Origin of the sequence: Haloglycomyces albus DSM 45210, from assembly GCF_000527155.1 — a bacterium.
Classification (GTDB): Bacteria; Actinomycetota; Actinomycetes; order Mycobacteriales; family Micromonosporaceae; genus Haloglycomyces; species Haloglycomyces albus.
This window is the reverse complement of sequence record NZ_AZUQ01000001.1, coordinates 1,034,075-1,054,676: the sequence shown is the minus strand read 5'-3', so window position 1 is coordinate 1,054,676 and position 20,602 is coordinate 1,034,075. Positions and strand designations below refer to the sequence as shown.

At 61.2% G+C, this 20,602-nt stretch carries 14 protein-coding genes; 2 read left to right on the top strand and 12 right to left on the bottom strand.

Going from position 1 to position 20,602, the window contains the following annotated elements:
* Positions 1-33 precede the first annotated feature (33 nt).
* Together HALAL_RS0104920 and HALAL_RS0104915 are read right to left on the bottom strand one after the other, a co-directional pair.
* Entirely contained in the window at positions 34-1,104 is a 1,071-nt protein-coding gene (locus HALAL_RS0104920) for a type I restriction endonuclease (protein ID WP_425402655.1), read from the bottom strand.
* Between the two features lie 320 nt (positions 1,105-1,424).
* The gene (locus HALAL_RS0104915) at positions 1,425-2,921 is read right to left on the bottom strand and encodes a glutamate-cysteine ligase family protein (RefSeq protein ID WP_025272934.1); all 1,497 of its coding nucleotides are present in this window, start codon (positions 2,919-2,921) and stop codon (positions 1,425-1,427) included.
* Between the two features lie 425 nt (positions 2,922-3,346).
* Here HALAL_RS0104915 and HALAL_RS0104910 point away from each other — a divergent pair, with 425 nt between their 5' ends.
* Positions 3,347-4,048, top strand: coding sequence for a CDP-alcohol phosphatidyltransferase family protein (locus HALAL_RS0104910; RefSeq protein WP_245598040.1), 702 nt, complete (start codon positions 3,347-3,349; stop codon positions 4,046-4,048).
* Between the two features lie 6 nt (positions 4,049-4,054).
* Here HALAL_RS0104910 and HALAL_RS0104905 read toward each other — a convergent pair whose 3' ends face one another.
* The 9 genes from HALAL_RS0104905 to HALAL_RS0104865 form a co-directional block, all read right to left on the bottom strand.
* Positions 4,055-5,011 (bottom strand): C40 family peptidase, encoded by a 957-nt coding sequence (locus HALAL_RS0104905; protein ID WP_025272932.1) that lies wholly within the window; start codon positions 5,009-5,011, stop codon positions 4,055-4,057.
* 120 nt (positions 5,012-5,131) lie between these two features.
* A complete protein-coding gene (locus tag HALAL_RS0104900) occupies positions 5,132-6,565 on the bottom strand; it encodes an NAD(P)H-hydrate dehydratase (RefSeq protein WP_025272931.1) in 1,434 nt (477 codons plus the stop codon).
* Positions 6,566-6,576: 11 nt separating this feature from the next.
* Positions 6,577-6,948 (bottom strand): holo-ACP synthase, encoded by a 372-nt coding sequence (locus HALAL_RS0104895; protein WP_025272930.1) that lies wholly within the window; start codon positions 6,946-6,948, stop codon positions 6,577-6,579.
* A gap of 125 nt (positions 6,949-7,073) precedes the next feature.
* On the bottom strand, positions 7,074-9,677 hold the full coding sequence (gene clpB / locus HALAL_RS0104890; protein WP_025272929.1) for an ATP-dependent chaperone ClpB: 2,604 nt from the start codon (positions 9,675-9,677) through the stop codon (positions 7,074-7,076).
* A 207-nt stretch (positions 9,678-9,884) separates the two neighbouring features.
* Positions 9,885-10,712, bottom strand: coding sequence for a prolipoprotein diacylglyceryl transferase (locus HALAL_RS0104885; protein ID WP_156937605.1), 828 nt, complete (start codon positions 10,710-10,712; stop codon positions 9,885-9,887).
* Between the two features lie 219 nt (positions 10,713-10,931).
* Complete coding sequence (locus HALAL_RS0104880; RefSeq protein ID WP_025272927.1) at positions 10,932-12,593, bottom strand: ABC transporter substrate-binding protein; 1,662 nt, start codon at positions 12,591-12,593, stop codon at positions 10,932-10,934.
* A 71-nt stretch (positions 12,594-12,664) separates the two neighbouring features.
* Positions 12,665-14,617, bottom strand: a complete 1,953-nt coding sequence (locus tag HALAL_RS0104875) for an ATP-binding protein (RefSeq protein WP_156937604.1) — start codon at positions 14,615-14,617, stop codon at positions 12,665-12,667.
* 397 nt (positions 14,618-15,014) lie between these two features.
* The gene (groL, locus tag HALAL_RS0104870; RefSeq protein WP_025272925.1) at positions 15,015-16,655 is read right to left on the bottom strand and encodes a chaperonin GroEL; all 1,641 of its coding nucleotides are present in this window, start codon (positions 16,653-16,655) and stop codon (positions 15,015-15,017) included.
* Between the two features lie 242 nt (positions 16,656-16,897).
* On the bottom strand, positions 16,898-17,776 hold the full coding sequence (locus HALAL_RS0104865) for a hypothetical protein (protein WP_025272924.1): 879 nt from the start codon (positions 17,774-17,776) through the stop codon (positions 16,898-16,900).
* A gap of 241 nt (positions 17,777-18,017) precedes the next feature.
* On the opposite strand from HALAL_RS0104865, the gene HALAL_RS0104860 reads away from it, so the two are divergent.
* Positions 18,018-18,500 (top strand): nitrogen regulation protein NR(II), encoded by a 483-nt coding sequence (locus HALAL_RS0104860; RefSeq protein WP_025272923.1) that lies wholly within the window; start codon positions 18,018-18,020, stop codon positions 18,498-18,500.
* A gap of 5 nt (positions 18,501-18,505) precedes the next feature.
* On the opposite strand, the gene HALAL_RS0104855 is transcribed toward HALAL_RS0104860, so the two are convergent.
* Complete coding sequence (locus tag HALAL_RS0104855; RefSeq protein ID WP_025272922.1) at positions 18,506-20,305, bottom strand: hypothetical protein; 1,800 nt, start codon at positions 20,303-20,305, stop codon at positions 18,506-18,508.
* Positions 20,306-20,602: the final 297 nt, after the last annotated feature.

The window sequence follows — 20,602 nt, the reverse complement described above, 5'->3', positions numbered from 1 at the left end:
TGGAATCTCGGTGGTTCAGTGGAGCCCAACGAGTCAGTCGAGATAGCGCCGTACGGTTTTCCGCAGCGTTTCAGCATGCAGATAGATGTCCTCAAGTGAGGAGATCTGGTACCTGGTCTCGTTCTTGTCTTCATCGAAGGTTCCGATGTTTTTGCGAGATTTGGAGTTGAAATGCAGGCGGGCGATCGTCTTCCGGTTGTTGTCATCCAGCAGAATCGCAAAATAGCTCTTCGCGTCGCGATAGGTGATGCGGTTAATGGCAACCTCCGAGCAGACCACGGCTCGCACGATCTGGTAGCCGTTCAGCTCTTCGGTAGTGGTGACGATGCCGTTATCGGTATCGTTTTCGTCGTAGGAGGATTCCGGCTCGGCGTTCTCGGCGGGCGAGGTAGATGGATCCTCGCCCCTCGGTTCCAAGGCGGCCTTCAATCGATCGTTAACCTGTTCGTTGAGAAACTGCGTGGCCGCCTTCCTCACCAGAGGACGGAACTGTTCTTTAACCTTTTGGGTGAAGGAGCCGTCATAAACCGGAGTGGTGAAGAACCGGATCCAGTCGTCGCTGGGTTCGTTGAACTGCGTGGCGAGCAGCTTCTTAATCTGTCCTAGATATTTGAGTTCTTCGGCAGCGTTGATAACGGAATTGAGATCGAAGAATTCCTTGGTCAGCTTTTTCAACTCTGGGAGTAGGGTTTCATCGATGTCGGAGAGGTCAAGAACCAGGAATGGTTTGGAGTCCATGCGGTTGGGGGAATCCAGGTCTGTATAGAACTGGTATTCGATTCCATTGGTGAGTACGGCGATGCGCGCTTGTGTGACGGAAAAATATCGGTAGAGTTGGGAGGCGTTTTCCAGGGTCAATGCTTGATTCGATTTCTTGCATTCAATCAGGATCTGTACATCGTCGTCGCGGACGATCGCATAATCGATTTTCTCGCCCTTTTTTAGGCCTACGTCCGCTGTGAACTCTGGGATCACTTCATTTGGGTTGAATACATCGTATCCCAGGACGTTCGATATGAAGGGCATGATGAAGGCGTTCTTCGCTGCCTCCTCCGTCGTTACCGACCCGGCCTGTGTCTTGATTTTTTCCGACAATGACTCAATATTGTCCGTGAAGTCCACGCCTTCTACCTCCGATGGCCTGTCATCACCGCTGTTTCTCGCAGTGATCTCATTATGTATCTAAGAGTTCAAAACAATTATGGGTAGCATTTATACCAAATTTCGACTGCGTAACAAGCGGACGGCATGACTGTACCGACTATTCAGTGAGGTGAAGTGCGATCGAATCGTGGAAGGCGACGCTGAGATGTTGAAACGCCGCTTGTAGCCGGCATCGGTATCGCGGTTCATTGGCGTTCACGAGAATCCGACTGGGAAAGGCTAAAACATCGCATCCCAGCCGGATTCTCGTGTATCGGCGGTCAGACCGGCCATTCGTGGACCGGCAGACCGGATTCGGCCAATTTGGAATAGTCGCAGGTCATCGCTTTTAGAGCGTTCGCTCGACTGAGTCGATCGCGGTGCTCGGCCACGTAAGTGCGGGCTACCTGCCAGGTAGCGCCGTTGACCCCGCGTCGACAGCGTTGATCGATCACCCCCAAGTAGCGCTCGATATCGCGTGTATCGACTTTCAGAACCCGCAGCCCTTCTTCCGCCAAGGGCAGCAGATGATCCAAAATCAGGTAACGGGCGGGCAATTGACCGAACGACGGCCAGATCTGGTCACAGTGGATTCCATGCCGCGATGCCATGTGCAGGTTGGCCGTGGCGCTGGGAAAGTCCAACTGGTGATAGATCGGTTCGCCGACCGTACCGTAATAGAGCAAAAGCCCGTAATAGAACGCCATGTTGGCGGTCATGTCGATCGGGCTTGGACCGGAGGGAACGACCCGGTTCTCAATGCGGAGGTGCGGTTTGTTGTCCATAACGTCGTACACCGGACGGTTCCAGCGGTAGACGGTGCCATTATGCAAGCGCAGCGCATTGAGATTGGGCGGGTTCCCCGCGGCCACTTCTCCTAGAGGGTCCTCCTCGTCCGTGATTGGTAAAAGCGGTGCGAAATGCTTGTAGTTTTCGTCGAAGAGATCGACCGGAGTGTCGATCCATTTCTCTCCAAACCACGCTCGGGGTATCGCACCATTGGCGCGCATGGGAGCGGGGCGGGTATCGGTTCCCTGTTCAAACAGAATGACGCGGGTTTCCGACCACAATTGTCTCCCCAACAAGTAGGGTGAATTTGCTCCAACGGCCAGTTGAAGTCCACACAGTGCCTGCGCGATGTTCCAATAATGGGCGAAGGAGCTCGCCGGTACTTGGAGGTGAAATTGAATCGACGTGCTGGCCGCTTCCGGGGCGATGGTGTCGCAGGAAAAGGTCAGCGATTCGGCGCCCTGCACGTCGAGTTGGATATTGTCTCCACGCGCGTTCAGGATCTGTTCGTCCAAAAGGCGGTATCGCGGTGCGCTGGATATGGCCTTGGGGCCTATGTCCTCGGCGTACAGCGTGGGAATCGTGCCAATCGGCAGGAGCCCGGTGTCATGGCGGTTCGCGGCGTGCCGCACTTCGGCCAGCGCGGCGGCCATATCGGATTCATACCAGGTCAGACCGTGGCCTTCCAGCAAGCGAGGGGGCAGGTTGAGCTCCATGTTGAAGCTGCCCAGTTCGGGTTGTGCGGCGTAGAACGCCTCTTCGTTTCCACTGGTTTCGAGGCGGTTGAGTATGGCGTCGTTATTGTATGAGGGACCTCCCGTGTCGTTGATCAAATTGAGCTCAAGCTCCACTCCGGTATAGGGCGAATTGTCTTCCATGTGTCCGTCGTTGACCATGCGTTCCAATGCGTCCCGACCTGTTTCGAGCTGATGGAGGTATTTTTGCGGGTCACTACGCTGGAGAGCGGCCCGATTTACTTCGTCACCCATCATTCCCTCCCGGGGTCGTCACGGTGACAGAAGCTCACATGTATGGATTCCGGGAATGGAAGAACCGGGATACAACGGCTACTGGTGGCTCCGAGTAACCGGTATGAGAGCTTACTGTGTTTGGCCAGGGTGTAACACATATTAGGGATCGAGAATCATTCGCAATGTCAAGCAGCTGACACAAACAGGTTTGGGTCTTATGTTTGTCTAAATTTTGTGTCATGAATACAAAAGTGGCTGTACGGAAAAGACAGTGTGAATTCTGGACTGAAGCCCCGGAATTTCCGTTGCGGAAACTTCGATTCGCGGCTCAACCGGTGTGATGTGCTTGGCAGACTTAGAGCTTGGAATCAATCGGGTGACCGGCCGGGAGGTCCGGCCGGCGAGCGCGGGACGCGATCCGGTCGAGGCGATACCATGCGGTGGTGTCTGAACAACCCACGCCGCAGTTGAAACCCGCCGACTTCTACGCGAACCACCGAGGCGGAGGACTGGCCACCTTGGTCAATCAACGTATCGCCGCGCCCTTGGCCTGGTTGGGGTGGCGGCTCAATTTGCGTCCGACGCATCTAACGCTGGTGAACCTCGTGGTGGGCATCGCGGTGTCGGTCGCGGTGATCGTCTTTGCCTCCCAGACGGAGACGAACGCACTCTGGTGGCCCATGGGCGTGGTCGCCCTGGTTGCGTGGCAGTTCGCCTACAGCCTGGACTGCGCCGACGGCCAACTGGCTCGTACTACCGGCACCGGTTCGGAGTCGGGCGCTCGGGTGGACGTCCTGGCCGACATTGCCACGCAGACCACCCTGGTCGCCGCCATTGTAACCGTCTCGCAGGCGTTTCACGACGTTCCGGCCTGGGTCGGTCCGGCCTTTGCCGCCTTGTGGATGACGAATCTGGTCACGGCGGTCATGGCCAAGGACGGCGGGGGCCAGTCTTTGGTGAGCCGTGAGAATCTTCCGGTGCGAGTGGTGAAGTTGGTGCGCGATTACGGTTTCGTGATCACGGTCGTGGGAGTGGTGTTGATCGTGTGGCCTGCCGGGATGGTGTGGGTAATGCTGTTCTTCGGAACGGTGAACGGCCTGTTCTTGGCCGCCTCGATAGCCATGGCGGCCAAGAAGGCCTGGTAGTCGGAGCTAAAGAATACGTCCGGAACCGTAGTAGGAATTGCCGTGGTCGATCGAGACCACCTGGACGGGAGTGCCGAACGTGGCCGCGTGGACGATCATTCCTTCGCCGATGTACATGCCGACGTGGTTGAGTCCGTTGTAAAAGACCAGGTCTCCGGGCTGTAGTTCGTCGCGGGAGATGATGGCCGCTTGGTTGTACTGCATCCGGGCGTTGTGCGGCAAGGAGATTCCGATTTCGCGGTAGGCGTCGAGAATGAGACCGGAGCAGTCGTAGCCGTTGGGACCGGATTCGGCCCAGCGATAGGGAGCGCCGACATTGTTCAATGCACGCCGCACGATGTCCCCACGATCGCCGGGAATATAGTCGATTCCGTAGTCGGCGATGGCGTTTCCCGGGGCGGTCTGCCACTCGTCCTGCAGGTCGCTGATACGGCTTTCGATGTCGGTGATCAGTTCGTCGAGTTCGGCTTCCTGTTCGGCCTGGTCGGATTGCAGTTCTTCCAGCACCTCAAGGCGTTCCTGGTAGTCCTCGGCGACGGTGACCAAATCGTTGATGTCGTCGGAACGGTACATGGTCGCCGCACCCATCTGTGTCAGGCGTTCGACGTAATCGTCGGGAGAGCCGGATTCCAATACCGTCCGCAACTCCGACTGACCCTGATTCATATGGATTTCGGCCAGGTAATCGGCGACACGAGACCGAAGTTCCTCCAGCTCTTCCTCGTAGGGCTCCAGCTCGTCGGTTACCTCGGTGATGGCCTGGTCAGTATCGGAGATGTCCTCCGACAGAGCGTTGTACTCTTCGATGGTGGCCTGGAGGGTCTCGTCCTCCTGCTCGATGTCGTCTTCGATGTCATCGACGTCCCGCTGCGCGAAGGCGGGACCGGCCGCCAGGGTGGACAGCAGGCCGAGGGTCACCGTCCACGTGAGAACACGCTGGGGTTTGCGGAGTGATGGTGTCACGGGTGGCTCCTTGCGGAAATCATTGAACTATTGCGAGGATATCTCGCTTCAGCAACGAGTTACGCAAGGCCCGGTGGAGAACATGACCGACACCCGTGTGATCTTTTACCTGAATGCCTTTCAGTAGAGACGTTCGTACGCCGTCGGCAAGGCGGAGGCTATATCGGAGGCACTGACCGGTCGTCCCCGTTCCGCGGCAATGGCTCCGGCTTCTCCGTGCAGGTAGGCGGCGGTGACCGCCGCGCGTGTACAGTCCATTCCCGAAGCCAATAGCGACACCGTCAGACCGCTCAGCACGTCTCCACTCCCGGCCGTGGCCAAAGCCGGGTGTCCGGTGGGATTGACCAGGGTGGTGCCGTGCGGGTCGGCGATGACGGTGTGGAATCCCTTGAGCAGTACCACCGCATTGAGTCGCGCGGCGAGCGCCTGGGCCGAGCGCGCTCGGTCGGACGTCGGCTTGGAACCGTAGAGGCGTTCGTATTCGCCGTCATGGGGCGTGAGGATGAGCGGTGCGGTTCGCTCGGCCAGTAGACACGGGTTCCGCGCCACCAGAGTCAGGGCGTCGGCGTCGAGAACGGTGGGGAGTTCGGCGCCGAGTACGTCGGCCAGTTCGTTTGCGGCGCGCTCGTCGGTGCCCATGCCGGGTCCGGCCAGCCAGGCCTGGACGCGGCCGGTGTCGGCCACGGAGGGAGTGGTGACGACTTCGGGGTGCCGCGCGGCGACCTGTTCTCGGGCGGGTCCGGCGTATCGGATCATTCCCGCCGTTCCGGATCGGGCCCCGTGGCAGGCGAGCAGGGGTGCACCGAGGTATTCGGGTGATCCGGCGGCGATTCCGGCGACGCCGCGACTGTATTTGTTGTCGTTCGGTCGGGGCTGGGGAATCCAGCCTGCGACGTCGTGCGCCTGCGGCAGAGTCAAGGCGGGGTGGTCGTGGGTCAGCTGGGTGGTGATGCCGATGTCGATCAAGCGGACGTCGCCGCACAGCGCGGCGGCCTCTCCGATCACGTGGGTGGCCTTGAGGCCTCCGAAGGTGACGGTGACGTCGGCGCGTACGGTCTGCCCGATGACTTCGCCGGTGTCGACGTTGACCCCGCTGGGGACGTCGACGGCCACGATGATTCCGGCGCGGATGGCCTTGAGTCGTTGAATCGTGTCGACCGGGAGACCCGGTCGTCCGCCGATTCCGGTGATTCCGTCGACGGCGATGTCACATTGGACGGCCTCGTCGGCGTCGGCGAGGCGGCCTCCGGCTGCCAGCAGGGCCGCTTTTCCTCCGGCGTGACAGTCCTGGCCGAGCACCTGTAGGGCGGTCACCTGCACGCCCCGGCGGGCTAGGCGAGCTCCGGCGAACAGCGCGTCGCCCCCGTTGTCGCCGCTGCCGAGCAGAAGAACGGCGGTGCGGCCGTAAACGCCGCCCCAGTAACGTTTCAGCAGGCGGACGCATTGCTGTTCCAGCCCGGCCGCCGCCCGCTGCATGAGCGTTCCTTCCGGCAGTTCGGACATGGCGGCGGCTTCGGCTTTTCGGATTGACGTGACAGACCACGCTCGGCGCATGAGAGACCCCTTTACACAGCTTCCGCTACCACCACGGCGGAGGCTATCCCTCCATCGTGTGTCAATGAGACGTGCCAACGATTGATGCCGCGATCCTCGGCGGCTTGGGCGACGGTTTCGTGGAGGACGATCTCCGGTCGACCGCTGGAGGCCGAATGAATCTCGCAATCATGCCAATGTAGACCGTCCGGTGCGCCCAGGGCCTTGGCGATCGCTTCCTTCGCGGCAAACCGTGCCGCCAGGGACTGCAGGCGTCGGCGTGAACCGTCCCGCCCCGTTCGTTCGACGTCCGTGAAAAGTCGCTCCACGATATGCGGCGTCCGTTCTACGACTCGTTCGAAACGTGGCAACGCCACGACGTCTATGCCCACCGAGATAATCACTATTCCAGAGTGCCATGCAAAATGCGCTATCGACACTACGAGGCGTGCAAAATATGTAACCGGCGCAGACTAAGACGATGGTGCGCCGGACCGGAGTCGTCCGTCCCGGACCGGCGCATACGTGGTTATCCCTTCGATACCGCCAGACCGGAACCGGCCTCGGCGGTCGTAACATTGACAGTGTCGCCGTCGACGATCTTGCCTTCCAGCAATTCACGCGACAGGGGATCTCCGATCGCCGTTTGAATCAAACGCCGCAGCGGACGGGCTCCGTAGACGGGATCGAATCCACGTTCGGACAGCCAGCCGGTCGCCGCGTCGTCCACGTTCAGAGTCAGGCGACGGGTGTCCATACGCTTCTGGAGCTGCCGCAACTGCACGCGCACGATGGCCTTCAAGTTCTCCTCACCCAAAGCGTGGAAGACCACGATGTCGTCGAGTCGGTTCAAAAACTCCGGTTTGAAGTGACCGCGAATCGCCGACATGACCGTCTCGCGCTTGGCGTGCTCCTCCAGAGCCGGATCGGTGAGCGCCTGGGAACCGAGATTGGACGTCATGATCAAAATGACGTTGCGGAAATCGACCGTGCGCCCTTGCCCGTCGGTGAGGCGACCGTCGTCGAGCACCTGAAGCAGTGTGTCGAACACTCGGGGATGCGCTTTCTCCACTTCGTCCAGTAGCACCACACTGTAGGGGCGTCGGCGAACCGGCTCGGTCAGTTGCCCGCCTTCCTCGTAACCCACGTAGCCGGGAGGAGCGCCGATCAAGCGCGCCACCGAGTGCTGCTCGGCGTACTCGCCCATGTCGATGCGAATCATGGCGTGTTCGTCGTCGAACATGAAAGAGGCCAGAGCCTTGGCCAGCTCCGTTTTACCGACACCCGTGGGACCGGAAAAGAGGAACGATCCGGTGGGGCGGTTCGGGTCGGACAGTCCGGCGCGCGCCCGGCGCAGTGCGTCGGAGACGACCTGGACGGCCTCGGCCTGACCCACCACGCGTTTGCCGAGTTCGTCCTCGGCACGGAGGAGCTTGTGCGTCTCGCTCTCCTGCAGGCGGCCGACGGGAATTCCCGTCCACGAGGAGATGACGGTGGCGATCTCGTCGGAGTCGACCTCCTCTTTCAACATGGGATTTCCCTTGGACTCGCTGGAGGCGGTGACCAATTCCTGCTCGGCGGTCGCCAGATCCTCTTCCAACTGCGGAATCTGTCCGTACCGCAGTTGAGCCGCCTTTTCGAGGTCGTACTCACGTTCGGCGCGTTCGGTTTCGGTACGGAGATCGTCCAATTGCTCCTTGAGGTCGCTGACCTTGGTGATGCGTTCCTTCTCGTGCTCCCACTTCGACGACAGGGCGGCGAGTTCTTCGCGCTTATCGGCCAGTTCCCGCTGCAGAGTGCGCAGACGTTCGGCACTGCCGGGGTCGTCGGTCTCGTTTTGCAGCGCGGTCTCCTCGATCTCGAGGCGTCGGACGTCGCGTTCGACCGCGTCGATCGCTTCGGGACGGGAGTCGATTTCGATGCGTAGACGACTGGCGGCCTCGTCGATGAGGTCGATGGCCTTGTCGGGAAGCTGCCGGTCGGGAATATAGCGGTCCGACAGCTGCGAGGCCGATACCAGAGCGGAGTCGGTGATGCGCACCGAATGGTGCACCTCGTAGCGTTCCTTCAGTCCGCGCAGAATGGCGACGGTATCCTCAACGGACGGCTCGCCCACGTACACCTGCTGGAAGCGACGTTCCAGGGCGGCGTCCTTCTCGACGTTCTCGCGGTATTCCTGGAGGGTGGTCGCCCCGATCATGTGCAGGTCACCGCGCGCCAGGGCGGGCTTGATCATGTTGCCCGCGTCCATCGACCCCTCGGTCTTGCCCGCGCCGACAATGGTGTGCAGCTCGTCGATGAAGGGGATGACCTCCCCGTTGGACTGTTTGATTTCGTCGAGTACGGACTTGAAGCGTTCCTCGAATTGACCACGGTATTGCGCACCGGCGATCATGCTGCTCAGGTCCAGAGCGATGATCCGGCGGTCCCGGAGGGATTCGGGTACGTCCCCGGCGATGACCCGGCGGGCGAGGCCCTCCACGATCGCCGTCTTTCCGACGCCCGGTTCACCGATCAGGACGGGGTTGTTCTTCGTACGGCGCGACAAGACTTGAATGACGCGACGTATCTCCTGGTCACGGCCGATCACCGGGTCGACTTTCCCGGAACGGGCGCGCTCGGTCAGGTCCACGCCGTACTTCTCCAACGCCTGATACGACCCCTCCGGGTCCTGGCTGGTGACCTTACGGTCACCGCCGCGCAGTTGGGGAAACGCCCCGACCAGTTTTTTCTCGCTTGCTCCCAGCTTATTGAGGAATTCGGCCACTTCTCCGCCGCTGGAGGCCAGGCCGACGAGGATGTGTTCGGTGGACACGTAGTCGTCGCCGTAGTCGGAAGCGGATTTGTCAGCGGAGTTGATGGACCGGACCGACACCTGCGCCATGGAGGGTTCCGCCACCGAGGCTCCCTGGGCGGAGGGCATTTCATCGATGCGGCGCTCGGTCTCGGCCGACACGGTTCCGGGGGTGATACCTACGATCTGCAGTAGGCCCGGTGCAGTGGATCCGTCGACGGTCATCAGGGCGTCGAGTAGGTGCCAAGGTTCAACCGTGGCGTTGCCGTTGGCGGCCGCCTGTCGGGCCGCCTGAGTAATGACCTCCCTGCTCTTGGTGGTCAAACGATTGACATCCACTGGTCATCATCCTTTTCTGTCATGACTCATGATTGCTCGGAACAACACAGCGAAAGTTGAGTCGCCTAGACTCAACTTTACGAGGAACAAGCGCCATTGGCGAGCGATTATTCCGACGCGTTGTTTCCGTCATGCGAACAGACTAAGGCCCAGGCGCTCTGGCCTGGGCCTTTCGGGTGAATAGGATGAAGTTATCGTCTACATCACCTATTTGAGTCCGAACATGCTCTTAATACGGGCCCACAGGCCCGGTTTTGCCTGAGTCGACTCCTCATTGCCGGCCTCCGGTGCCTCCTCGGCGGCACCGTCGGTCGAGGGCGTCGACTCCGTTTCGTCGGTCTCCTGAGTGCGTGACTCGGGAGTGCCGGGGTCGGCGTCCGCTTCCGAATCGTCCGGCGTTTCGGACTCCTCGGCGCGGACCTCTGAGTCGGACTCAGTGGAGAGCGAGCCGGACTCCGTGTCAGACGTCGGCTCCACCATCGCCTCGCTCGAAGCGGCCTCAGGGGAAACCTCGTTGGCGTCAACGTCGGTTTCGATGGAGGCCTCCGGGTCGGCGGTGGCCGAACCGTCGGAATCGCTGTCGGGTTCGGCGGCGGTAGACGAGACGTGCTCGGAGGTTGCTTCCGCAGTCGTATCGGTGTCGACCTCGTCCGCTTCCGTCTCCGCTTCCGGGGCTTCGGCCTGCGCGGGAACCTCGGTGTCCGTCTCCGACGTAGCGTCCGCCTCGTCGGCATCGGACGTCGGTTCGGGCTTATCGGTCGAACGGGTGGAAGCCGTAGTGGTATCGCCGTCACCGTCCACAAGAGCCTTCAGCTCATCCACGCGAATCACGGGGACATCGCCGTCGGCGGCCTTTTTCAGGCGCGGCTCCGACTTCTTGACGGTGTCGTCGACGATGAGGTGCGTGACGGTCTTGGTGAATTTGGCGGCAACCGAAATTTCGCTGCGGTCGTTTGCCAGTGAGCGAGCCTCGTCCGCCTCCGGGCCGGAGCCCAGCACAAGAACCCTAAACTTCGTTCCGGTCGTTGTAGGCACCGGTACCTCCCTAAAAGGACGATAATTGTGGGCAAGTCTGACAATTGCGATAATACCTAACACCGCGATGCGGATACGGGCTCGCCACGAGGATTGCCCCCTGGAACTACATTCAAACAGAAGGAAAGACCAGGTGGGTGGAAAGCGATCGATTCCTCACCCACAGCGGAGTCAAATCCTTCAATCGAAGTAAATGTATTCCAGCGCAAGACGAACCGGCTAATCCTCGATATCGTCGTAGAGTTCGGGATACGGCTGGTCGGGAATCTGGAACGGCGTGCCGTTCTCCGTCTCCGCAATGCAGGGGAACGACACGATCGGGACATGGCGGCCGGTTACTCGCCCCTCCAACTCCTCGAAATAATCCAGGTGCCCACTGCCGGTCAGCAGTTCGCTCACCCGAAACAGCTGCCCTCGGGTGCTTTCCGCGACCGTATCGCGGTCGGCGGCCTCCAATCCGCGTTTGGTGGCGGCTATCGCCGCCACGGCGGCGTCGTGATAGATCAAAGCGTAGCCGTTATAGAAATCGCTGTCGGTATTCGCACTGCGTTCCTCCCCTTGGACGATCTCGGTCATGGCCGCATGGAACCGACTGAATCCCGCCGGCCGCCATGACTCCGCGTTCAGCCAGGCGGGATCGAAGGCGCTGGCCTGAATCAGGTTGACCTGGGAGCCACTGGAATCCTCATCGTCGGCAGTGCAATCGGAGGCGGCGTAATCGTCGATGACCCCGGGATGCAGCCCGATCTCGACGGAAAACACCGTGATTTCGCGCAGTTGATCGGAGCGAGTGCAGTTCCGCCGCTCCAACGACTCCAAGAAATTCTCCAGATCGGAGAATCGACCCGCGAAGAAAATCATGTCGGGGTCGGCTGAACAGATCTCGTTCACAATCGAATCGAAGTACACCTCGCGGTTACCCGAACCGGCATTGCCTTCAAAGGTCTTCTCATGGTGCACCAAATAGGGTTCAAGATAGGTGTGGAGTTGATCGCGAAGATCGAGAGAGAAGATGTCGGCCTCGTTCTCGTCCGACACCAGCATCCCGTCGGACAGGTCATCGCGGTCGGCCTGCTGCCCGTCGAGATAATCCCGGATGGCGACGGCATAGTCCTCGTTGTTGGGCGCCGCCCGAATGAGGCCCGGGGAATTCTCATTATTGATGGTGGTGGAGGTACTTGATCCGGCGATCATGGGAATGTTGCGTTGCGACAGCTCCCGCGCGACACGTTCGGTCACGGCCGTGGTCGAGGACTGTCCGATGACGGCGGTCAGGGGAATGTCATCGTCGATCATGCCCTCCAAATCCTGCACCACGATGTCGGCACCTTGCTGCGTACTGCCCTCATTGGCCAAATACAGCTGAAAGAGTCGCGCACGGTTCGATTCGACGGAGATGGAACTACCCAGGTCGTTCTCTTTAAAGTCGTTCTCTCGCATGAACGCCGCATAGGTTCCCTCCACCGCGCGTATGATCTGGCGTTGACCCAGGTCGGCGTCTCCGTCCAGAGAAAAGGACGTCATCAGCGCGATCCGAACCGCGCTGACCCCCTCGACCGTCGCACTACGTTCGGCCACTTCGTTGTTCATGCGCTCGATCCGGTTCGTCAGCCAATCGAGATCCGGATGGAAGGAGGCCGAGCCGTCATTGACGCCGACACATTCGCCCTCCACTCGTTGCAGCCCGGACCCACACACCACGTACGGCCAGGCGACGACCGTGATCGCCGTCGTCGCGACGAGTACGAGCACGGTTCCCACGATTCCCAAGCGCCGTCGCAGTCGAATCCGATTGCGCTGGCGATCCGAACCGAACCGCATGATCAGTCGGCTCTTCTTGATGGGGAAGTCGAGGTTCTTGAGCGTTCTTTCCGTTGTCACTGTGATTCACTCCTCGGGCAGGGTCTGTGCCCGGTTTGGCGTCCGGGGCAAGAGGACTTGCGATGGCGAACTCAGGCGTGCAAATGGGCGTCCAACGGGTTGAAGGGACGTTCCAGCGCCAGCTGATCGTGGATTTCGGCCTCTTCCTCCAGCAGAGCGGGGTCGCCGCACGTCGTGGCCAGGTCGCGATAGGCGCGTTTGACGCGCTGGTGGATATCGCGGGTGTACATGCTTTCCATGGGGTCTTCGATGATCCATTTCCCGGCTACCACTCGCAGAATGCGGACCAGGCGGAAGTCGTCTCCCGGCAGCGCTTCGGCCATCAATTCGAACCGCTGCAGCGGGGTGAGATCGTCACCGGGGTCCGGCGGCGGTTGCGGAACCTTGGTGGCGTAATCGATGAGACGGATGAATTCCAGCTCTCCGGACGGTGCGTCCAGTACGGTACGCAGCGCATGGCCGACCTCGCGAATATGCCCGGCTCCCAGGCTGTAATAGAACCACTTTCGCAGTTGAGCGTGGTCGTTGTGGCGGCGATACCGAGTCTTGGCGAGCGCGGCGAGACGCCGGAAGGCCATGAACCGGTCGCATCGGTTCCAATCGGGCTCTTGGTTCCAGCGTCGTAGGAGCAGCCGCATGAGGAGCGTGTGGGCGGATTGGGCCGCACCGGAATCGGCGTCCCAGGCCAGCCAGGAATAGTCGTTGAGGCGGTCGAGGGCATGGGAGAGTTCGTAGGTGTGGATGAGGTATTCCACGTCGTCGCGATCCTTGGCGAGGGAGCAGATGGCGACCGCTTCGGGGTGGACGGCCACTTCCGGTGGGAGCAGGTGTTCGATCAGTTGACGGCAGAGATCCTGTTCCATAGTCTGTGGGAGGCCGTCGGGGGAGGCGGTGGGCAGTTCGGTGCGCAGTAGGGCATCGAGTCCGTTGTGGGGTTTCTGCTGGGAAATGGCGTGATTGCTCATGAGAAAGGCGCTGGCGGCGGCGTATCCTCCGGTGAGCTCTCCGATGAGTTCGGGAAAGAAGCGGTCGATGGGGTAGTTGTAGACCTTCGACAGTCGATCGAGGTCGTCTTTTGTGAAGTCCGGCATGGGTATGCCCTTGGTGAGTGGGCGTCGGACGAAGCGAGATCCAGTGGCCACGAGCAGAAGCGGCAGGTCGCGGTCGATGCGGGGGGAGGCCTGGGCGGAGTGAAGTAGGTCGATGAATTCCTGTCCGGCGCTGGCTTCATGTGTGGAGGGGACGGCCACGTCGTCGAGGAAAACGATGTTCCGGTATTCGCTGGACGAGGCCCGGTGGTGCTTCAAGTCCTCCACGAACGCCCGCACGAGCCATTCGTTGCGGGCGAGTCGTTTGCGGGTTTCCCAGTTGTGGAGGTGGTGAACATTCTGCGGGTCGTCTCGATCCACCTCCGGCGTCGTCGTGGTCGGTTTGGGAGGGACGCTGTTGATCATGACTCCCCACGACTTGCGTTTGAACCACTCTTCCACGTGTGCGGGAAAACGCGGTGTGACGGTTCCTCGCGGCATCAGGCGACGTTCGAGGTCGATGTTCAGGATCGACAGTAGCTTGAACGACAGTTTCAGGGTGATGGGGGACGGGGCTCGGCTCCCTTTGCGCTTGCGTCGTTCGTCTTTACGGCGTTTTTTCAGCCTTTCCAGGATGTTCGGCCATTCCTGCTCGAAGTTTCCGTCCGGCTCCATGTTCTCTTCGTAGGCGGCGAGGGCGATTTCGAGGTGAGGAAGCTTCAGAGGGGTGACGCCGGAGGTCGTCACGGTGAGACTGAGGCGCAGGTCGTTGAGGATCTGCGGAAGATCGTCGGGATGACGCTCTTCGCAGTCGACGAATCCGGTGTTGGTCAGTAGGTCGAACAGCTCGTTGGCCTGCTGCAGGAAGGTGGTTTTGCCGCTTCCCGTGGGGCCGTGGAAAACGAGATTATGAGGTGCTGCCTTGCCGCCGTCGAGGGGGCAGGCCTCCAGGATGATGTCGTGTAGTTCGCGCCGTAGGACGGTCGTACCTGTCATATTTACTTGCGTGAACATGAAACCTCAGCTCGGGCCGGTCGAGTTCGTGAATCGGGGGCGGAGACGTTCAGGGCCGTGGACCGCCTCCGGGCGTGGCTGACTTCGCGGTGAACGGGCAGGTGATTCGGGGGCGGACGGTACGTACTACTAATACGGATGTACACCTCAAACGTGAGTCAGTCGACTGCCGCGTCATATACCAGGTTACCCAACATATGCCAACCGAACAATATAGAAAATGTCGGAACTATGACAGGAAGGCCTGGGCGGTAGGCGTATCCTGCGGATCGGCGGGGTTCTATCCATGGCCCCCAGGGAATCGAGCATGAAAAACGCCGTGTGGCGCGGAGCCACACGGCGGAAAGCATGTCGCGTCGAAACGCGGAACGGTGTCGGCTTAGAAGCCCATACCGCCCATGCCACCCATGTCAGGCGCACCGCCTGCGGGGGCGGCGCCTTCCTTCTCGGGAACGTCGGCGACGACGGCCTCGGTGGTCAGGAACAGACCGGCGATCGAACCGGCGTTCTGCAGAGCCGAGCGGGTCACCTTGGTCGGGTCCGGGATACCGGCGTCCAACATGTTGACGTAGTCGCCCGTGGCGGCGTTGAGACCTTCACCGACCGGCAGGTTCTTCACCTTCTCCACGATGACTCCGCCTTCGAATCCGGCGTTCTCGGCGATGGCGCGCAGCGGGGCGCCCAGGGCGCGCTGCACGATCTCCACACCGGTGGCCTCGTCGGGCTCGGCGGTGTCGATCTTCTCGAAGGCCTTCGCACCGGCCTGAACCAGCGCGGTTCCCCCACCGGGGAGGATGCCCTCTTCGACGGCGGCCTTCGCGTTGCGCACGGCGTCTTCGATACGGTGCTTGCGCTCCTTCAGCTCGACCTCGGTGGCGGCACCGACACGGATGACGGCGACACCGCCGGCCAGGCGGGCCAGGCGCTCCTGCAGCTTCTCACGGTCGTAGTCGGAGTCGCTGTTTTCGATCTCGGCGCGGATCTGGGTTACGCGACCGTCGATCTGGTCCTGGTCGCCGCCACCGTCGACGATGGTGGTCTCGTCCTTGTCGATGACGATCTTGCGAGCCGTACCCAGCATGTCCAGGTCCACGTTGTCCAGCTTGAGGCCGACCTCTTCGCTGATGACCTGACCGCCGGTCAGGACGGCGATGTCGCCCAGCATGGCCTTGCGACGGTCACCGAAACCGGGAGCCTTGACGGCGACGGACTTGAAGATGCCACGGATCTTGTTGACCACGAGGGTGGCCAGCGCTTCACCGTCGACGTCTTCGGAGATGATCAGCAGCGGCTTGCCCGTCTGCGTCACCTTCTCCAGGGTCGGCAGCAGGTCCTTGATGGCGCTGATCTTCTGGTTGACGATCAGGATGTAGGGGTCTTCCAGGACGGCTTCCATGCGGTCCTGGTCGGTCACGAAGTAACCGGACAGGTAGCCCTTGTCGAAGCGCATACCTTCGGTCAGCTCCAGGTCCAGCCCGAAGGTGTTGGACTCTTCAACGGTGATGACGCCTTCTTTACCGACCTTCTCCATCGCTTCGGCGATGATGGCACCGACGGTGGTGTCACCGGCGGAGATGGAGGCGGTGTTGGCGATCTGCTCCTCGGTGTCCACCTCGGTGGAGATGCTGTGGAGCTGTTCGACGACGCTGGAAACGGCCTTTTCGATGCCCTTCTTGATGGCGATCGGGTTGGCACCGGCGGCGACGGCGCGGAGGCCTTCCTTCACCAGGGACTGGGCGAGAACGGTAGCGGTCGTCGTACCGTCACCGGCGACCTCGTCGGTCTTCTGCGCGACCTCTTTGACGAGCTCGGCACCGATCTTTTCGTAGGCCTCGTCCAGTTCGATGTCCTTGGCTACGGAAACACCGTCGTTGGTGATGGTGGGTGCGCCCCACTTTTTGTCGAGAACGACGTTGCGGCCCTTAGGTCCGAGGGTGACTTTTACGGCATCGGCGAGGGAGTTCATGCCTCGCTCTAGGCCGCGGCGAGCCTCCTCGTCGAATGCGATCATCTTTGCCATATTGATGGCTTCCTTTCGGATGCGTCGTTACACATTGTTTCGACGGTGAGGCGGCAGCCCGCGACGACTCAAGCATTGTGGGCCCACACGGCCCAGTGCTTACGGCCACCTCAGCGCGCACGATTATTTAGCACTCACAGCGTTCGAGTGCCAATTCAGGTATAGCACTCTCCGGTTCCGAGTGCCAAACTGGGGGGAATTTTTCCTGGTGATTCAGGATGTGAATTGTGTCGTAGACGAATTCAGCGGGCGACGTCGGTCGCTTCGGACGACAGCGAGACGGCGGAAATCGCCTCGGATCGACCGCGTAGGGCCGCATAGGTACAGAGATTGGCCGCCGTCATCCACAGCATGGGAATCAACATCAGCAGAGCGGTGAGCGCCGACAGCACCACGGCCATGATGTTTCCGATCGCCACCGGGGCGTGCTGTAGGAACACATCGGCCAGGAAACCCATGAAGACGGAAATCAGGCAGTTGATGACGGCCGCGATGATGACGGTGACGACCACACGTCCCAAGGCCGGGCCGAAATTCGTATAGGTCAGCGCGAACGACCGTGCGAACGGATTGACGTTCTTCTGGAACGTGGCGGCCGGAACGATCACGGCCAGACCGAAGGCCACCAACAATCCGGGAACGACCAGCAAAACCAGTCCAATGGAGACGCAGAGGTACCCCAGCACCATCCACAGCCATAGCTTCCAGCCCACTCGAAACGCGGCTTTCAATGCCTCTGAGGTCGTCACAAAACCGCCGGCGGCGTCGGCCGCGGCGGTACGGGTGGCGGCCATGGTCGCGGCGGCGTAGAGATACAGGAGCAGAATGGCCAGCAAGGAAAAGCCGAGGGCCGCACCGGGGTCGTAGGTCTCGGCATTGGCCGCCCCCATGTCGAACATGCCGGATTCGGTGTCCTGATAGGCCAGGGTATTGAGCAGGTTCAGCACGAAGCCGGGGATCGCCACCCCGATGAGGAGGATCGTTCCCATGGAACGCCAGGACCGTTGCACCACATTGATACCGGCGTTCCACCAGGAGGAGAAGTCGCCGGTGACGATGGGATCGCTGGACTCGTCGAAGCGCGACTGGTCCGATTCATTCCAATACGGATTGTCTGTCATAGGGCAGATACTAGTTAATAAACCAGGGAAATGACGCATGACGCGGCGGCTCGCGTGACCCTGCGAACTCTGGTGGTTTTGTCCAGTGCTTTCCAATCTTAGCGAGTATGTGTTAACTTGAGTGAACTGAGAGTATTTCACTGTCACTGATCGCTTACCGTTGGAAGAGCCGAAGATCGCGATCACACCCTGATATCGACCACTGGTCCGTCCAGGGGTCGGACGAGGAGCGCTTGCGTCGATGACCCAACTGGAAATGTCTCTGCCCCAGGGAAACGACAATTCCTCGCGTCTGGCGGCGCGTTCGCGTTACGCCCACTCCGCTCCACTGCCGGCAAACCTCATTCCGTGGAAGTCGGCGATTCAAGGTAGTGGGGATCCCTGTGCTCTGCTGGACGAAAACCTCCGTATCCGGGCCATGTCCATATCCGCCTTGCGGCTTCTCGGGCTCTCGGCGGAGGTCGAAGAGACAATGCCGAGGTTTCTGGACGCCGGGATACGGTTTGTGGATTTCAGCCCCGGCGGACATCGGCTGGGCACGCCCGAACTGGGACGCCTCCCCATGCTGCGAGCCATGCAGAGCAACACCTTGGAACGGGGATTGGCACGGATCGAGATGGACGGTTCGCGGCTGACGATGGACATCATCGCCAGCCCACTGCATCGCCACGACGAGTCCGAACCCTCGGGAGTCGTGGCGTTTCTGCGTCAAGTCGGTACTTAACCGGCTCAGTCCAGGGAGTACACCACCGCGCCCGGGCGGCGTTCGACGTCCACATGCCCCGGAGGATCGTCCACGTCGAGCTGTTCCCACTCCGTGCCGCGTGCCCATTGCGGTATGACGACCACCGTGGAGATACCCGCTTCCTGGAGCGATCGCACCGATTCGACCGACGGGAAGCCTTCCGCCCTTCGCTGGATCTCGGTGTATTCCGTTGGGGTGAAGGCGGTGATCCCGTTGACGGTGTCGGGAAAGCCGTCGATGGACCAAAATTGCACGATGCCGTCGTTACCGCCGGTTGGAAGGACCAGAATCGGCTCCTCCAGAGCACTGAACTCCACGGGAGCCGCTGGAGGGGAATGCCGTTGATCGGTATGGACGGCCTCGACGGCCACCAGCAGCAGAGGTAGGAAGAACAGCGCCTGGACCCGACGTGGAGCACGGCCCCGACGCCGTGGATCGATGCGACCCAGATGCGCGATCCGATCGGCTCGATCGGCCAGGTGGGTCAGCGTTCCCGCTGCCAGAATCGCCACCAGAAGCGTCAGATAGATGATCAAACGCCCCGGGGTGCGTATCGCGTCGAACCCGGGCACGTACTCGTACAACAGCCCCCAGGCCCACGCGCCGTTGTCGAGAAAGTTCGGGCCGAGGGACAGGGCGGTGAGGACCAGAATCGACAGACCCAGGACCCACCGGCTGGTGCGACTCCAGCTGGACCAGACCAGTCCGGCCAGGGCCAACGCCAGGGCGGTGAATCCGATGAGGAGAGTCTGTTCCGGCTGCCAGGTGAGGTCGGCACGGGCGGCGGCGTGGGCGTCTCCCCAGAGCCAGGACTTCTCCGGGGCCAGAATGAAACTCTGCCAGGTAGGGGAGAAATGCTGTATGTAGTCCAGGTCGCGACTCGCCTCGGGCCGGGTGGCGGCGACGGCGGCGTGTTTGTCGGCCAACCACAGCACCGCGAGGCTGAAGGTGACTCCGCCGAGAGCGTTCGCGGCGAGTGTGCCCCATTTCAGGCGGGGGCGTTTCACCAGCCACGCCAGTGCGAAGGCCAAGGCCAGCACGGCAAGGAGATAGACGAAGGGAACCCCCAGCCCCGCACCGATGCTGAACTGCCACAGTGCTGTCAGCCAGCCCAGGAGAATCCATATCGGGCGTTGACGTTCCGGTTTGAATCCCTCGCGCAGTGACCAGCCGTGTCCGCGGGCGAGCATGGCCAGACTGAGCGCGATCGCGCCGTAGGAGAGCACCTGAATGTGGCCGAACTGACTGATCGTCCACGGCGCGAAGGCGAACACGGCGGCGCCGACGGCCGATCCGGCCATGCGGGCCCCCAACTGACGCAGGAGTACGTAACCGGAGAAGGCGGCGAGCGCGAAGCTCGCGATGAACAGTAGGTTGTATACGACCAGTGCCGAGCTTTGGTCGTGTATCAGGGCCCCGGCGGGTAGGTAGCCCAGTAGGGTGTCGGAGAACAACAGTGAATCGGGTGCCGGCCAGAGGGTGTTGGTGCCGAAGACCGGTAGTCCCTCCTTGAGGGCGTGTCCGAGCCAGGCGAGGGTATAGGTCTGCAGCATGGGGTCGCCCAGGTCGCCGAGGACGCCGTCGTCGAGGTGGGCGGCCAGTGGCCAGGTGAACGCCACGGCGGCGGCGACGCTGATGACGAGTGCGTAGAGGGATTCGCAGCGTATGACGCGGTGGAGGGCGCGTTTCCACCACGTGAGCCGTGGTGGTGCGGGATCTGCTTGGGCGTGGGAGACGAAGGCCTCCCACTTGTCCTGATCGCTGAGGGACGTTTCCGCGGCCATGGGACCTCTCTTGTCTGACGATGCGTCTGCAGAGAGTCTATGCGATGGGGACAGCCGTGCTATCGACGTCTGTGTGCTGTGATTTCGCCCGATAGGGCGGTGACGGCGGGGTGATGATTGCGGGCGGGGCGGGCGTTTCGGTCCTAGGTCCGCACTCGGTCGGGTGGTATTCGCTCGCTTTTTGGCTTCGGGGGCGTCACCTGTGGGGCGGTGGTTCGTTGTACCAGGTTGAGACCGGAAAATGTGAGACCGCCCGGGTCGTGTGTTCCAGGTTGGCCCAGACCCCGTCGTCGCAGG

What these genes read in the sequence shown, in the direction of transcription:
- HALAL_RS0104915 (WP_025272934.1), bottom strand. Translation starts at nt 2,921, where the DNA reads ATGGGTGACGAAGTAAATCGGGCCGCTCTCCAGCGTAGTGACCCGCAA.
- HALAL_RS0104900 (WP_025272931.1), bottom strand. Translation starts at nt 6,565, where the DNA reads ATGCGCCGAGCGTGGTCTGTCACGTCAATCCGAAAAGCCGAAGCCGCC.
- HALAL_RS0104875 (WP_156937604.1), bottom strand. Translation starts at nt 14,617, where the DNA reads ATGACAGGTACGACCGTCCTACGGCGCGAACTACACGACATCATCCTG.
- groL (WP_025272925.1), bottom strand. Translation starts at nt 16,655, where the DNA reads ATGGCAAAGATGATCGCATTCGACGAGGAGGCTCGCCGCGGCCTAGAG.
- HALAL_RS0104865 (WP_025272924.1), bottom strand. Translation starts at nt 17,776, where the DNA reads ATGACAGACAATCCGTATTGGAATGAATCGGACCAGTCGCGCTTCGAC.
- HALAL_RS0104860 (WP_025272923.1), top strand. Translation starts at nt 18,018, where the DNA reads ATGACCCAACTGGAAATGTCTCTGCCCCAGGGAAACGACAATTCCTCG.
- HALAL_RS0104855 (WP_025272922.1), bottom strand. Translation starts at nt 20,305, where the DNA reads ATGGCCGCGGAAACGTCCCTCAGCGATCAGGACAAGTGGGAGGCCTTC.